Source organism: Nocardiopsis lucentensis DSM 44048 (genome assembly GCF_000341125.1).
GTDB classification, from domain to species: domain Bacteria; phylum Actinomycetota; class Actinomycetes; order Streptosporangiales; family Streptosporangiaceae; genus Nocardiopsis; species Nocardiopsis lucentensis.
This window is the reverse complement of the sequence record NZ_ANBC01000484.1, coordinates 5,072-19,248: the sequence shown is the minus strand read 5'-3', so window position 1 is coordinate 19,248 and position 14,177 is coordinate 5,072. Positions and strand designations below refer to the sequence as shown.

The 14,177-nt window shown below is 71.0% G+C and carries 13 protein-coding genes and 1 pseudogene (1 of these 14 cut by a window edge); 6 read left to right on the top strand and 8 right to left on the bottom strand.

Annotated elements, in window-relative coordinates:
- Positions 1-300, top strand: partial view of a Gfo/Idh/MocA family oxidoreductase gene (locus tag D471_RS0117280; protein WP_017599784.1) — the final stretch only. The gene continues 807 nt to the left of window position 1, outside the view; the window shows 300 of its 1,107 coding nt (coding positions 808-1,107); its start codon lies off the left edge, out of view; the stop codon is at positions 298-300.
- Positions 301-382: 82 nt separating this feature from the next.
- On the opposite strand, the gene D471_RS0117275 is transcribed toward D471_RS0117280, so the two are convergent.
- Positions 383-1,000 carry a TetR/AcrR family transcriptional regulator gene (locus D471_RS0117275; RefSeq protein WP_017599783.1) on the bottom strand — a complete coding sequence of 206 codons (618 nt, stop codon included), beginning with the start codon at positions 998-1,000 and terminating at the stop codon, positions 383-385.
- Positions 1,001-1,252: 252 nt separating this feature from the next.
- Here D471_RS0117275 and D471_RS0117270 point away from each other — a divergent pair, with 252 nt between their 5' ends.
- A complete protein-coding gene (locus D471_RS0117270) occupies positions 1,253-2,614 on the top strand; it encodes a four-carbon acid sugar kinase family protein (RefSeq protein WP_017599782.1) in 1,362 nt (453 codons plus the stop codon).
- Between the two features lie 57 nt (positions 2,615-2,671).
- On the opposite strand, the gene D471_RS34835 is transcribed toward D471_RS0117270, so the two are convergent.
- Positions 2,672-3,280: a TetR/AcrR family transcriptional regulator gene (locus D471_RS34835; protein WP_017599781.1), complete on the bottom strand. Its 609-nt coding sequence runs from the start codon at positions 3,278-3,280 to the stop codon at positions 2,672-2,674.
- Between the two features lie 120 nt (positions 3,281-3,400).
- Here D471_RS34835 and D471_RS0117260 point away from each other — a divergent pair, with 120 nt between their 5' ends.
- On the top strand, positions 3,401-4,237 hold the full coding sequence (locus tag D471_RS0117260; protein WP_017599780.1) for an alpha/beta fold hydrolase: 837 nt from the start codon (positions 3,401-3,403) through the stop codon (positions 4,235-4,237).
- Positions 4,238-4,330: 93 nt separating this feature from the next.
- Here the strand turns inward: D471_RS0117260 and D471_RS0117255 are convergent, their stop codons facing one another.
- The 5 genes from D471_RS0117255 to D471_RS0117235 all read right to left on the bottom strand — a co-directional run bounded on the left by D471_RS0117255 (position 4,331) and on the right by D471_RS0117235 (position 9,032).
- Positions 4,331-5,233, bottom strand: a complete 903-nt coding sequence (locus D471_RS0117255) for an alpha/beta fold hydrolase (protein ID WP_017599779.1) — start codon at positions 5,231-5,233, stop codon at positions 4,331-4,333.
- Between the two features lie 47 nt (positions 5,234-5,280).
- On the bottom strand, positions 5,281-5,601 hold the full coding sequence (locus tag D471_RS0117250; protein ID WP_017599778.1) for a DUF4873 domain-containing protein: 321 nt from the start codon (positions 5,599-5,601) through the stop codon (positions 5,281-5,283).
- A complete protein-coding gene (locus tag D471_RS0117245; RefSeq protein WP_017599777.1) occupies positions 5,598-7,097 on the bottom strand; it encodes a flavin-containing monooxygenase in 1,500 nt (499 codons plus the stop codon). Before D471_RS0117245 ends, D471_RS0117250 begins: the two co-directional genes overlap by 4 nt.
- Before the next feature lie 154 nt (positions 7,098-7,251).
- Positions 7,252-8,166: an AurF N-oxygenase family protein gene (locus D471_RS0117240; protein WP_017599776.1), complete on the bottom strand. Its 915-nt coding sequence runs from the start codon at positions 8,164-8,166 to the stop codon at positions 7,252-7,254.
- 11 nt (positions 8,167-8,177) lie between these two features.
- Positions 8,178-9,032 (bottom strand): SDR family NAD(P)-dependent oxidoreductase, encoded by an 855-nt coding sequence (locus tag D471_RS0117235; RefSeq protein ID WP_017599775.1) that lies wholly within the window; start codon positions 9,030-9,032, stop codon positions 8,178-8,180.
- A 224-nt stretch (positions 9,033-9,256) separates the two neighbouring features.
- Here D471_RS0117235 and D471_RS0117230 point away from each other — a divergent pair, with 224 nt between their 5' ends.
- Positions 9,257-10,048 (top strand): MerR family transcriptional regulator, encoded by a 792-nt coding sequence (locus tag D471_RS0117230; RefSeq protein ID WP_017599774.1) that lies wholly within the window; start codon positions 9,257-9,259, stop codon positions 10,046-10,048.
- Between the two features lie 34 nt (positions 10,049-10,082).
- On the opposite strand, the gene D471_RS0117225 is transcribed toward D471_RS0117230, so the two are convergent.
- On the bottom strand, positions 10,083-11,951 hold the full coding sequence (locus tag D471_RS0117225) for a GMC oxidoreductase (protein WP_017599773.1): 1,869 nt from the start codon (positions 11,949-11,951) through the stop codon (positions 10,083-10,085).
- Between the two features lie 213 nt (positions 11,952-12,164).
- Here D471_RS0117225 and D471_RS0117220 point away from each other — a divergent pair, with 213 nt between their 5' ends.
- The gene (locus D471_RS0117220; RefSeq protein ID WP_017599772.1) at positions 12,165-12,812 is read left to right on the top strand and encodes a DUF6230 family protein; all 648 of its coding nucleotides are present in this window, start codon (positions 12,165-12,167) and stop codon (positions 12,810-12,812) included.
- A gap of 4 nt (positions 12,813-12,816) precedes the next feature.
- A pseudogene (locus D471_RS41865) lies at positions 12,817-14,175 on the top strand (DUF6114 domain-containing protein); the annotation flags it as partial.
- Positions 14,176-14,177 lie beyond the last annotated feature (2 nt).

Genomic DNA, 14,177 nt, shown 5'->3' with positions numbered 1-14,177 from the left:
CCCAGCCACGGCATGGACGGCCAGGAGGACCGGCTGGGGGCGGGTGAGCGCCCGGACGCCCCGGACTGGGGTGTGCTGCCGGAGGAGGCGTGGGGAACCCTCGGGGCGGACGGCCGAGGGCGCCGGGTGCCCAGCGCGAAGGGTGCCTACCCGGAGTTCTACGCGGCGGTGCGGGACGCGGTCGGGGAGGGGGAGCCGCTGCCGGTCGACCCGCACGAGGTGATCCACGGACTGGAGGTCATCGAGGCGGCCCGGCGCAGCGCCGAGACGGGATCCGTGGTGTCCCCGCGGACGCGGTGATCCGGGGCTGCGCCTCTGGGGCGTCCGCCAGAGCAAAGAGGGCCGCGACCGGGGGCGGTGACGGCACTCGCCGCGCGCGGGGTCAGGTGTCGGCGGGGTCGGTGGCGGCCGGGGGGTGGCCGAGGGCGGTGCGCGTGAAGTCGACGAGGAACTCGCGCAGGCGCTCCTGTTCGGTGTCGCTGGCCGCGTCGGGGCCCAGGACGAGCCGGGCGATCTGCGGCGCGATCTGCGGCCAGACCGCCAGGCCGATCAGGGTGAGCAGCAGTTGGCGGGTGTCGGACACCTCCGTGTCGACGCTCAGGGCGTCGGAGAGGGAGGCGGCCTTGGCGTCGTAGAGCTCGGCTCGCTCCTCCTCGGCGGGCAGTCGGGCGTTGCCGTAGTGCAGGGACTCCCACAGGAGGAGCCGCAGCAGGTCGGGATGGGCGCGGTGGTAGTCGAAGACGCGGGCGACGTAGGCGGCGGGGTCCTGGTCGTCGGTCACGGTCACGGCCTTGGAGAGTTCGTTGAGGGCCTTCACGACCACGTAGCGGAAGAGCTGTTCCTTGTCGCCGAAGTGGGCGTAGATGCGCTGTTTGTTGACCCCGGCGCGTTCGGCGATGCGATCCACGCGCGCACCGGCGATGCCGTGCTCGGCGAACTCGTGCCGCGCGGCCTGGAGGAGGAGGGCGCGGGTGGTCTCGGTGCGGGTGGTGTTGCGCATGGTGACAGGTTAGGCCAACCGGTCGGTTGCTGGAATGGGGAATCGGTGCGTGTGTGGCCGGAAGGGTGCGGGGCGGGGATCCGGGGCGACAACCAATGAGTTGGTTCCCGTCGTGGCTCCGTGCCTCCACCCGCCCCGCACCACCTCCTCCGCCCGCTGACGGTCGGCGTCCGAGGTGAGGCCCCGCACGGCGGTCTTTGGCCCTATGTTGGAGGGAGATTACCCCAGCGTTTCGTGCGAAGGAGCAGTGCCGTGGCCCAGGTCCTCGTGGTGGCGGACGACCTCACCGGAGCCAACGCCACCGGTGCCCGTTTCGCGCGTACCGGGATGCGCGTGGCCACGGTGACACCCGAGCACGTGAGCCGGGTGGAGGGCGACTACGACGTGGTCGTGGCCAACCTGGACAGCCGCCACGTGCCCGCCGAACACGCCGCCGACCTGGTGACCGACGTGGTCGAGGCGGTGTGGCCAGTGGGCCTGGTGGTCAAGCGGACCGACAGCACGCTGCGGGGCAACATCGGGGCCGAACTGGAGGCCACCTACGACGCCGTGCGCGAACGGGTGCCCGCCGGAACCCGCGTGCGGGTCCTGTTCACCCCCGCCTTCCCCGGCTCCGGGCGGATCACGGAGGACGGGGTGCAGTTGCTCAACGGTCAACCGCTGGAGCGCACCGACCTCGCCCTGGACCCCCTCACTCCGATGACCACCAGCGTGGTGTCCGACATCCTCGCCGCCCAGACCGACCTGGCGGTGCGGCACGTGCCGGTCCGGCAGGTCACGCAGACGATGCTCACCGCCGAGCTCCTCGCGGGCGACGAACCCGTGGTGGTGTGTGACGCGAGCACCGAGCAGCACCTGGCCGACATCGCCGAGGCCGCCGCCGAGGCGCACCACAGCGAGGGCGTCGTGTGGGTGTCGGCCGACCCGGGGCCCACGGGGGCACTGCTGGCCTACGCGCTGCGGCTGCGCGGACAGGCGGGTTCGCGCGGGCCGCTGCTCGGGGTGGCGGGCAGCACGACCGGCCTGACGCGCCGTCAGCTCGCCACGGTCGCGCGGACCGGCGCGGTGCGGTTCGTCGACCTGGACGCGGTCGCGCTCAGCGACCCGGATGGGGACCACGCCGAGGCGGTCGCCGAGGAGCTGGCCGAGCAGCTGTCCTCCTCCGGGTTCCCCGAGCTGTGTGTGCTGCGCGTGGTGACGACCGCCGAGCGCGTACGGGAGTTGCCGGTCCAGGACCGGGCCGAGCTGCCGGGGCGGATCGCGCGCCTGGTGGCCGGGGTCATCCACGACATCGCGGACACCACGGGCGCCCACGCCCTGCCCAGCGGGCTGTACCTGACCGGGGGCGACCTGACCGCCAGCCTGCTGGACGAGCTGGACGTGCACGCGGTGGACGTGGGCGGTGAGGTGGTGCCGCTGGCGGTGCACGGACACCTCAGCGGAGGACCGCTGGACGGGACGCCGGTGGTGGCCAAGGGCGGTCTGGTGGGCGACGACATCACCCTGGTCGAGTGTCTGGCCAAGTTGCGCAGGGCTGTCCAGACGCGCCTGCACCAGGTGCACTCGGAGGTGTCGGAGCACGTGGTGCCGATGCTCACGAGGGACCCGGCCTGAGCGGAGCCGCTCGGCGAGTGCGGGGCCACCATCGCGACGCTCCCCCTCAACGCGGGTTCACGCCTCGATCGTCGTGCCGGTCCGCGCGGTCCGCCCGTTCGCGTCGGAGCGTGCCAGCGCCGCGTCGATGAGGATCCGGGCGGCCGCGCGTGCCTGGTCGGCCACCCCGGCGTCGCCGGTGATGGCGGCGGTGGTCTGCGCGCCCTCGGCCAGGAGCGCGAGCTGGGTCGCCAGGGAGGGGTCGGCGCCGATCCGCCCCACGAGTTCGGCCAGGTAGTCCTGGAAGGAGGTCTTGTGCTCGCGCGCGATGTCGGCGACATCGGAGTTGACCGCCCCCAGTTCGGCGAAGGCGTTGATGAACCCGCACCCCCGGAAGTCCTCCTCGCAGAACCAGTCGGAGAGGAAGTCGTAGACCGCGAGCAGCTTCTCCCGGGCCGTGGGCGCGGCGTCCACGTGTTCCCCCAGACCCCGGGCCCACGCGCGGCGCCGGTCGCGCAGGACCGCCATGACGATGTCGTCCTTGGAGGGGAAGAGCCGGTAGAGGCGGCGCAGGGACACCCCGGCCGCGTCTCTGAGTTGGTCCATGCCCACCGCTGAGAAACCTCGGGCGTAGTAGAGCCTGTCGGCCGCGTCGATGATGCGTTGGCGGTACTCCTCGTCGTCCATGCCTTCAGTCTACTTGTCATGAGAACGATCGTTCTCTACACTTCGGAAAAAGCGAGAACGACCGTTCTCGCTCACGGTCTGCCTGAGAACGATCGTTCTCAGGAGTGGAAGGGGTCCATCATGGGGCGCATCACCGCCGGCACCGAGAACAGCACTCCGATCGAGCTCCACTACGAGGACCAGGGCACCGGACAGCCGGTCGTCCTCATCCACGGCTACCCGCTCAGCGGCCACTCCTGGGAGAAGCAGACCGCCGCCCTGCTGGACGCCGGATACCGGGTCATCACCTACGACCGCCGAGGCTTCGGCCAGTCCTCCCAGCCCTCCACCGGCTACGACTACGACACCTTCGCCGCCGACCTGAAGACGGTCCTGGACACGCTCGACATCGACGACGCGGTCCTGGTCGGCTTCTCCATGGGGACCGGCGAGGTCGCCCGTTACCTGAGCACCTACGGCTCCGACCGGGTGGCCAAGGTCGCCTTCCTGGCCTCTCTGGAACCGTTCCTGCTCAAGACCGAGGACAACCCCGGCGGCGCCGCTCCGCGGGACTTCTTCGAGGGCATCGTCTCGATCGTCAAGGCCGACCGGTACGCCTACTTCACCGACTTCTTCCAGAGCTTCTACAACCTCGATGAGAACCTCGGCACCAGGATCAGTGAGGAGGCGGTCCGCGGCAGCTGGAACGTCGCGGCGGGCTCGGGGGCGGTCGCCGCCGCCGCGGCCCCCCTGACGTGGTTCACCGATTTCCGCGACGACATCCCCAAGGTGGACGTCCCCGCGCTGATCCTGCATGGCACGGCGGACGACATCCTGCCGATCGACGCGACCGGCCGCCCGTTCGCCGCGCTCCTGCCCTCAGCCGACTACGTCGAGATCGAAGGGGCTCCGCACGGCCTGCTCTGGACCCACGCCGAGGAGGTCAACGAGGCACTGCTGGCCTTCCTCGAGAGATAGCGGGTCGGGCGGCGGTCCCGGAAGACGCCTCGCGCACCTCCCGGGCCGCCGGTGCGGAACCCGGCTCAGGTGTCCGCCGGTTCCGGATCCGCCTCAGTCCCGAACCGGGTCCGCCCCCACGTGGTCGGCGGTCAGTTTCTCCAGCAGTTCGGCCAGCGCCTCGGGTGCTTCCAACGGCCCCATGTGCCCGACTCCCGGGAGTTCGACGACGGGGCCGTCGGCGCCCGGGACGGCGTCGACCGTGTGGTGCGCGTGCCACGGCGGCGTGAACTTGTCCTCCGCCCCCGCCACGACGACGGTCGGCGCGGTGATCGCGCGGGCCGACTCCTCCAACTCCAAGGTCGCGAGCACCCGGCCCCAACGGCCGCGCGCCACGGGTTCGCACGCGTGTACCATCCGTGCGGTCAACCGCCTGGCACGGCGGTCCGCGTTCCTCCCGAGGACCAGGTAGGCCAACGCGGCCGACGTGACCGGGCTGGTCGGACCCATGGGCAGCGTCGTGCGCAGGAACGCCTGGGCGCCCAGGTCGCCGAGCAGCCCGGGTAGGGGGAACGCGGTGGAGCGCTTGACCAGCTGTGTGTACCCGGTGTTGGTGAGCAGGACGGCGGCGGCCCGGTCCGCGAACACCGCGCGCGGTCCGGCCGCCATGACGGTCATGCCGCCGATGCTGTGCCCGGCCACCACGGCCTTGCGGCCCTCGGGGACGGTGGCCTCCAACACGGCGCACAGGTCGTCGGCGAGCTGGTCCGTGCCGTATCCGGCCTTCGTGATCGGGGTCTGACTGCGTCCGTGGCCGCGCTGGTCGTACAGCACCACGCGGAGCCCGGGGTCCAGTGCGCGCACCACCGGACCCCAGGACGCCAGCGACGTGGCCCAGCAGTGGGCCAGGACCACGGTCGGGCCGTCCTCGGGTCCGCGCACCTCGACGTGCAGTCGGGTGTGGTCGGCGGAGCGCACGGTGAGTTCCCGGGCCTGGCCCAGGTGTCGGGTCGCCATCGGGGGCACCTCTCGGTCGGGGGTCGGGGGCGGGGGAGGGCGCACGATCAGTCGTCGATGGTCACGTCCGGGACGCTGAACGGCGGGGGGCCCGCACCGCTGATCGGATGTCCGCCCCAGAGATTGGGCTCGTCCAAGTCGCCGGTGCCCTCGTGCCCGTCCGGGGTCCGGACCCGGACGGTGCGCACCCCGCTCTCGAAGGCGGCGGTCACCCCGGGGTGGGCGGACAGCCGTCCCTTCCATCGGTAGTCGCCGGTCAGCGGGGAGAAGTGGCCCGCCAGGTGGGCGTCGACCTCGATCTCCCCGTCGGGCAGGGTGACGGTCACCGGCCCCCGGTACTCCTCTTCCCCGTCGTCGAACCCGCTCATCGCGCCACCGCCGCGCGGTTGAGCCGCAGGTCGTAGTTGTGGGGGTCGAACCACCGGGTCCGCAGCGCGTAGCTCCAGGTGAAGGTCGGCCACAGCGTGGTGTTGCGGCCCTCCTCGTTCAGGTACCAACTGTCACAGCCACCGGACACCCACACGGTGCCCTCCATCGACTTGGCGACCATGTCGTTGTAGGCGCGCTGGGCCTCGGGGCGCACATCCATACGATCGATCCGGTTGCGGCACACGTACTTGAGCGCTTGCATCGTGTACCGGATCTGGGCCTCGATCATGAACACCTGGGAGGTGTGCCCGAGCCCGGTGTTCGGTCCGGCGAGGACGAAGGCGTTGGGGAACCCGGCGACGGTGGTGCCGCGGAACGCCTGGGCGGTGGTTCCCCAGTGCTCGGCCAGGGACACCCCGTCGGAGTCGAACATCCGATGCGCGATCGGGGGGTCGGTGACGTGGAACCCGGTGCCGAGGATGATCGTGTCGACCTCGTGCTCGGTCTCGCGGCCGGACGCGTCGCGGGTGACGATCGCGTTCGGCCGGACCTCGACGATCCCATCGGTCACGACGTCCACGTTGGGCCGGGCCAACGCGGGATAGTAGTCGTTGGACATGAGGATGCGCTTGCACCCCGCCCGAAAGTCCGGGGTGAGCTTGGCGCGCAGTTCCGGGTCCTTGACGGAGCGGTTGATGTTGGCCCGGCCGAGCCGTTCCACCACTCCGAGCAGCCGGGGGTTCTTGGCGAAGCCGAACACGTAGTTCTCCCGGCCCCAGTAGATGCCCTTGCGCGCGATCTGCTGGGTGAGGGGGAGGTTGCGGTACAGCCAGCTCTCCAACCGGGTGATGTCGCGATCGTGGCGGAACATCACCCACGGCGCGGTGCGCTGGAAGAGGGAGAGCGCACCGACCCTCGGCTGGATCCTGGGCACGAACTGGATCGCCGACGCTCCGGTCCCGATGACCGCCACCCGGCGTCCGGTCAGGTCGTGGTCGTGGTCCCAGTTCGCCGAGTGGAAGAGGGTCCCCTCGAAGGTGTCCAGTCCCTTGATGTCCGGGAAGGACGGGTCGGCGAGCGGTCCGGCGCCGCTGACCAGGAACTGGGCGGTCACGGTGCCGCCGGTCGTCTCGATCCGCCACCGGTTGCGGCGCGGCTCCCAGCGTGCGGCTTCGACGTCGTGCCCGTAGCGGACGTGGCGGTCGACGCCGTACTCGCCCGCGACCCGCTTCAGGTACTCCCAGATCTCCGGCTGCGGGGAGAACGAACGGCTCCACCCGGGGTTGGGGGCGAAGGAGAAGGAGTACAGGTGCGAGGGGACGTCGCAGGCGGCGCCCGGGTAGGAGTTGTCCCGCCACGTGCCGCCGACGTCGGCGGCGCGCTCCAGGACCACGAAGTCGGTCAGGCCCGCCTGCCTGAGGCGGACGGCCATGCCGATCCCGGCGAAGCCGGTCCCGATGACGGCCACCCGGAAGTGCGGTGGTTCTTCGGCCATGTTCAGGTCCCTTCGTGCGAACCGGATCGGCTCCGCGGTCGGGTCGGGGGCGTAGGGCTCCCGGGGGCGCGGCGCGTTCGCCCCCGGGAGGTGGGAGCCGGGGACGCAGGACGTGGCGCGTTTCGCCCTCCGCCCCCGGCGTTCGTGGGCCCGGTCAGCGACCGAGCAGTCCGGCCTTCCTCCAGAAGTGCCTTCCGAGGCCGGAGATGGCTCCGGCGGTGGTCAGGGTTCCGACGACCTTGCGGGCCGCCCAGGTCTTGGTGTCGATCCAGTGCGGGTTGGTCCTGGCGACCCGGTAGGCCTCCTTGGGGTCCAGCCCGACCTGCTCGTAGACCTTCGGGTTGATCAGCCGCGTGGCGGAGTAGTAGGTCACCAGGCCGAGGATGAGACGGCTGTAGGCCCTGTTGACGGGGCCGCGCTCGGCCCAGTCGCGGGCGAACTCCTCGCGGGCGTAGCGCATGTGCCGCGCCTCCTCCACCACGTGGATCCGGGAGACGGCACGCACCAGGGGCAGGACCTGCTCGTCCGGCACGGCCTCACGCTGGAGCTGGTCGAGGACCTCCTCGACGAACAGCGCGCCCGCGAAGATCAGCGGTCCGTGCGCGATCGCCTTGAACACCCTCCCGAGGTGGTAGGCGACCGGGTCGAGCCGGTGGGTGTGCCAGCCGAGTTTGCCGACCATCTTGGCGAACATGACGGTGTGGCGGCACTCGTCGGCGATCTCGGTGTAGGCGTACTGGACGTGGTTGGTGGTCGGGTCGTTGTGGTAGGCGTGCCGCACCAGCATCTGCATGAGGATGGTCTCGAACCAGATGCCGATGGTGGCGACGGAGGCGATCTCCAGGCGGCTGAGCTCCTTGCGCTTCTCCTCGCTCAGCCGGTCCCACAGGTGCGTGCCGTAGATGGAGATGCGTTCGGGGCGGATGGCCCACATGTCGGGGTCGACGGGGGCGTCCCAGTCGATCTCGACGAGCGGGTCGAACGAGGCCTTGGCCGAACCGCGCAGCAGGCGCTTGGCGATGTCCTCGCGGTCGGTGAGCTTGGGCTTGGTGGGCGTCTGTGTGGTCATCTCGTCCCTCCTCAGGACACGTTCGGCCGGGGGCTGGCGCCGCCGTGACGGGCGTGGAGTCCCTGGGCGATCTCCGCGTCGCCGAAGGCGCCGTCTGCGAGGAGCAGGCCCAATTGGAGCGACACGATCTGTTCGGTCGTGCCGGGGAAGTGCCGGGTCAGGTGCAGTGCGACCGTGCCGAGGCCGGTGGAGGCCACGTCTCGTGGGGCCCTCTTGGCTCCGGCGGCCCGGATCACCGACATGACGGTGTCCCGTTCCCGTTCGGCCGGGACGAGGCCGTCCAGCGCGACACCGGTGGCCCGGGAACTGTCGTGGATGGGTGTGTCGACGTAGCCGGGGTAGACGGTGGTGACCCCGACGTGGGTGCCGTACTCCGCGCGGAGGCAGTCGGCGTAGGCGGCCAGGGCCCGCTTGGAGACCGTGTAGGCCCCGGCGAAGGGCAGCTGGAGGTTGGCCAGCAGGGACGAGGTGAGGACGACCCGTCCCCTGCTCTCCGCCAGCGCGGGCATCGCGGCGGAGGTGACCCGCCAGGCGCCGAGCAGGTTGACCTCCAGCGCCTGGTGCACGTGGACGTCGGGCTCCCGGCCGATGTCGACCGCCGGACCGACACCCGCGTAGTGGATCAGCAGGTCGAGCCGTCCGCCGAGCTGTTCGACGGCCTCGGCGACCGAGGAGCGGACCTGCTCGTCGTCGGTGATGTCGCAGCCGATGACGCCGGGGGCGGGCTTGCGGTCGAGGCCGACGACGTTCACCCCGAGGTGACGGAGGACGGCCACGGTGGCGCAGCCGAACGCTCCGGAGGCACCGGTGACGATGGCGTTCTGGCCGGGGAGCCGTCGCAGGTGGCGCGGCAGGGGGGTCGTCATGTGATCTCCTCCACAGTCATTGCCGGAACGTTACAACGAGCATTGTCACAATGCAATGGGGTGAGGCGGGAAATTTACTTGCGAGTAGCTTCAGGGGGGTGGGGAGGCCGCGGGGGCGAACGGGGCCGGTTGGCGCGGGAACGCCCCGCCTCGTCGGCCCTGTCGTGCTCCGATCACCTCGGCAACCGGCCGACAGCGCGGGCGGCGGTCTCTACGCTTGACCCATGGCCGAATACCGCATTGACGAACTCGCCCGACTCGCTGACACGACGGTGCGCAACGTCCGGGTCTACCAGGACCGGGGGCTGCTCGCCCCGCCCCGCAAGCAGGGGCGCGTGGGTATCTACTCCGAGGCGCACCTGGCACGCCTGCGGCTGATCGGCCAGCTGCTGCGGCGCGGGTACACGTTCGCCAACATCGGAGAGATGTTCGCGGTCTGGGAGCGCGGCGGGAACCTCTCCGACATCCTCGGCTTCGAATCGGCCGTCGGGGACGCCTGGAGCGACGAGATCGCCGACTACATCACCGTGGGGGAGCTGCGCGACCTCTTCGGCAAGGGCGTGACGCCCAGAACGATAAAGCGGGCCGTCGACCTGGGGGTGATCGAGCGCGATGGCCTGCGCTTTCGGGCCTCGAGCCCGCGTCTGCTGCACGCCGGCGCCGAACTGGTCCGGATGGGGATGAGCGTGGACTCGGTCCTCGACATAGCGGAGAACCTGCGCGCCAAGGTCGGCGACGTGGCCGAGCACATGGTCCGCCTGGTCGCCGAGCACATACTCGCCGAGTACGCGCCGCTGACGGTGATACAGACCGGAAGCGAGGAGGTCGCGGAGATCGCCGAGCTGATCCGCCGGCTGCGCCCGCTCGCCCAGCAGGCCGTGGACGCGGTCCTGGCCCAGGAGATGGCGGAGAAGATGAACGACGTGATGGGCGAGCACTTCGCCCTGGCGATGGAACACCTGCGCGGCGAGCCGAGCACCCACCCCAAGGAGGACGGTCCCGCGGGACCCGCCTGAGCGCGGACCGCGGCACCGCCCTCCCGTCGGTCGCTCAGGCGCCGTCCCCCTCGGCGTCGGCGCTCTCCCGGGGCGCCCTCCGGTCGGACGGGGTCTCGTCGCCTCCGTTCACCACCGACAGCGGGAGCGGGGTGGTGTAGCGCAGCTCCGCGAAGGCGCCGGCCGGGACCGCGGGCGCGTGCGGGAAGACCGGCCGCAGCCGCTGGTAAGGCTCTCCCTGCCCGGGTCGGGAGTCCTCCTCGCCCTTGTTCGGCCACAGCGACATGGCGCGCTCGGCCTGGGCGGTGATGGTCAGCGACGGGTTCACCCCGAGGTTGGCGGTGACCGCGGCGCCGTCCACGACATGGATGCCGGGGTGCCCGTACAACCGGTGGTAGGGGTCGATCACACCGTTGTCCGGGCTGTCCCCGATCGGGCACCCGCCCAGGAAGTGCGCGGTCATCGGGATGTTGGCCACGTCGCCGATGGTGCCGCCGGGGTAGCCGTCGATCCGCTCGGCGAGCCGGGTGGCGGCCTCCTGGCCCTCCGGGATCCAGGTCGGGTTCGGCTCCCCGTGGCCCTGACGCGAGGTCAGCTTCTTGCGGCCGCCGAACAGACCGCGTTTGACCGAGGTCGTCAGCGAGTTGTCCAGGGACTGCATGACCAGGCCGATGATGATCCGCTCCGACCAGCGCCGGTTGGAGAGGCTGCGCGCGAAGACGTGGGGTTGGCGCGCGGCCCGGCCCAGGAAGCGCAGCCAGCGCGGCACCCTCCCGCCGCCCGGCACCTGGATCGTGGTGAGCAGGCCCATCGCGTTGGAGCCCTTGCCGTAGCGGACCGGTTCGATGTGGGTGTTCTCGTTGGGGTGGATGGAGGAGGTGATCGCCACCCCCTGGGTCAGGTCCTCGGGCGGCGGCACGTGGCGGCTCATCGCGCCCACGAGCGCCTCGGAGTTGGTGCGGGTCAGTGTTCCGAGCCTGGCGGACAGGCGGGGCAGCAGTCCGGCGTCGCGCATCCGGTGCAGGAGGGTCTGCGTGTTGTACGTCCCGGCGGCCACCACGACCTGCCCGGCGGTGAACGTACGGGCGTTCTCCCTGCGGCGCGGCGCGTCGGTGCGGACCGTGTCGACGGCGAAACCGCCGTCGGGCAGTTCCCGCAGGCGCTCGACGGTGGTCAGCGGGTGGATCTCGGCGCCCGCCCGTTCGGCGAAGTACAGGTAGTTCTCGGTGAGCGTGTTCTTCGCGCCGTGCCGGCAACCGGTCATGCACTCGCCGCACTCCGTGCACGCCCGACGCTCGGGTCCCGCTCCGCCGAAGTAGGGGTCGCCGACGGACTCGCCGGGCGCGGCCTTGCCGCCGTCGCCGTCGGCACCGTCGCCGAAGCACACTCCGACGGGGGTCAGGCGGAAGGTGTGGCCCACGCCCATCTCCTCGGCGACCGCCTTCAGATGGACGTCGGAGGGGGTGACGGTGGGGTTGGTGCGGACGCCGAGCATGCGCCGGGCCTGGTCGTAGAAGGGAGCGAGCTCCGACTTCCAGTCGGTGACGTGCCGCCACTGCGGATCCTCGAAGAACGCGTCCATCGGGTGGTAGAGCGTGTTCGCGTAGTTGAGCGAACCGCCGCCGACGCCGGCTCCGGCGAGGATCATGACGTCGCGCAGCAGGTGGATGCGCTGGATGCCGTACATGCCCAGCCGCGGGGCCCAGAGGAAGTTGCGCACGTCCCAGGAGGACGACGGCAGTGTTCGCGGGGTGAACCGGCGTCCGGCCTCCAGGACGCCGACGCGGTACCCCTTCTCGGTGAGGCGGAGTGCGCTCACCGATCCTCCGAAGCCGGAGCCGACCACGATGACGTCGTAGTCGTACTGGTCCGCGGTGTGTTCGGGGGAGCGGACGGGCGGTTGTGCGTTGCGCTCTGGGGACACGGGGCCTCTCTCGGTTCAAGTGTCGCGGTCCCGTAGTGCGCCGGATACGAGTCTGCAACATCGAATACGCCATCTGGAAATGTGACATTTTCTATTGTAACGTTCGTCACTACCGCCGAGTAGGGTGTGTTCCATGTAACACGCGAGGCGCGCGTCGGCGCAACACACGTTCCCCCTCGCCGCTCCCGAGCGGCGAAACCCTGGAGGTTGCAGATGCCCAAGCCTTCCGACGAGGCGCCCCAGGCGCCTCAGGACGCGCCTGAGCAGCACGAAGGCGGCGGAGGTACGCGGTGGCGGAGGTTCACCCTCATCGCCGTGCCCGGCCTGGCCGCCGCCGCCGTCCTCGGCGGGATGACGACACAGGGGCTCCTGGCCGCCTCGTTCGCCGTCTCCGGTGACAGTTTCAAGATGTCCGCTGACCAGCTCACCGGGCAGGGCTTCACCCAGTACGGCGACGTCGCCGAGTCCGTCGACGGCTCCGGCCGCGCCGTCGGACTGTCCACGGTCAACACCGCCGACCTGGACAACCTGTGCATGTCCTCCCTGTGGGACCTGGGCATCGGCGAGGCCACCCTGGTGATCACCGCCGGTGAGGCGGACCCGGTCCACGGCACCGACCTGGTGCTCGACCTCGAACAGCTGCGCGGCGACGCCGAGTTCGACCAGATCGAGATCGGCCGCGATGCCAGCACGCTGGACAAGGCCGAGGGCGGTCAGGGACCGGCGGGCGGGTTCGGCCTCCAGGCGGACGAGATCCGAGTGGCGGACGTGGAGCTGACCACCTGGGCCGTCACCTCCGGCTCCCTGCGGTTGAGCGGCCTCAACCTGGCGGTCCTCCCAGGCAACCACGAGTGCTTCTGATCCCATGGCCCACGCACTCGACGCGCTCAGCGCGGTCTGGGGACGGTTCCGCTCCTGGCGGCGCACCCGACCGTTCTGGGGCGGCCTGCTGCTCGTCGCCGCGGGTGTGGAGCTCTTGGTCGCACCCGCCGCGCAGAGCCTGATCCTGCCGATCGACCTGATCATCTACGCCGGTATCGCCGGTGTGTCGGGCACCCTCATCGGTGTCCTGCTGATCGCGATCGGGGTGCTCAGCTGGCTCCAGCCGGTGCAGCACACCTTCTTCGGGCTGGTCGGGCTCCTGTTGGCGCTCGTGTCCTTCGTGACGTCCAACTTCGGTGGGTTCGTCATCGGGATGCTGCTCGGCATCGTCGGCGCCTCGCTCGTCTTCGCGTGGGCACCACGCGTGCGGCGGCGACCACGTGGTCGCCGCCGCACGCGGCCTCTCCGCGGCGCCGACACGGTGACCGGGGACGGTGACGCGGAGGAGGACGACGGTGGGGAGGGCGGCGCCGACGGGACCGTCGCCTCAGGCGGAACCCGTCCCCTCGCCGCCCTCGCGCTGCCGCTCGCGTTCGCCCTGACGGTCACGGCCGCCCAGGCGCCCACCGACTGGCCCTGGGACTGGTTCTTCCCGCCGGGGGACGAGGAGGAGCAACCCTCCGATGCCCCCTCCGACGGGACCTCTCCCACGGACGGCCCCTCCGACACCCCCTCAGGGGATCCCTCCGCCGACCCGACGGCCGAACCCACTGACGGCGACCCCGACGACCCCCCGGAGGGGCCCGGTGACGGCGGTGACCCGGCCGATCCCGGGGCGGAGGACGGCGCCGAGGACGAGGAGACGGAAAGCGAGGAGGACGCCGACCCGTCCGACTGCCCGATCGTGACCGGTACGACCGGAGCGGCCGAGACCGAGGAGGAACTCCTGTCGGCCGTCCGCGCCTGCCAGGCCGCGGAGGAGGAGGGCGACCTTCCGGACGCCGTGGTCGACGAGACCTACGACTGTTTCTCCGGCGCGACCAGCACCGGCGGTCTGAACGCGGACCGCCTCACGATGAGCGGGGCCAGGTACGACGGTGTCGTGGAGTGCCCCACCGCGGACGGTCCCCGCCGTTACCTCCGGCTCTCCATGAGCCGGGCGGACCTGCGCGGCGCCGAACTGTGGTTCGAGGACGCCGGGACCCGGATGAGCCTCGGACTGCCCACCCTGACCATGGAGGGCAGCGTGGAGATGCACGTCACCCGCATGCACGTGCACATCCTGGGCATCCCGCTCACCTTCACCCCGGACTTCCCGCCCCCGCTGCTGCTCCCGTACATGATCGTCACCGACGTCGACGTGGCCAACCCGATGGCCAGCACCGACCTCATGACCATCCCCGG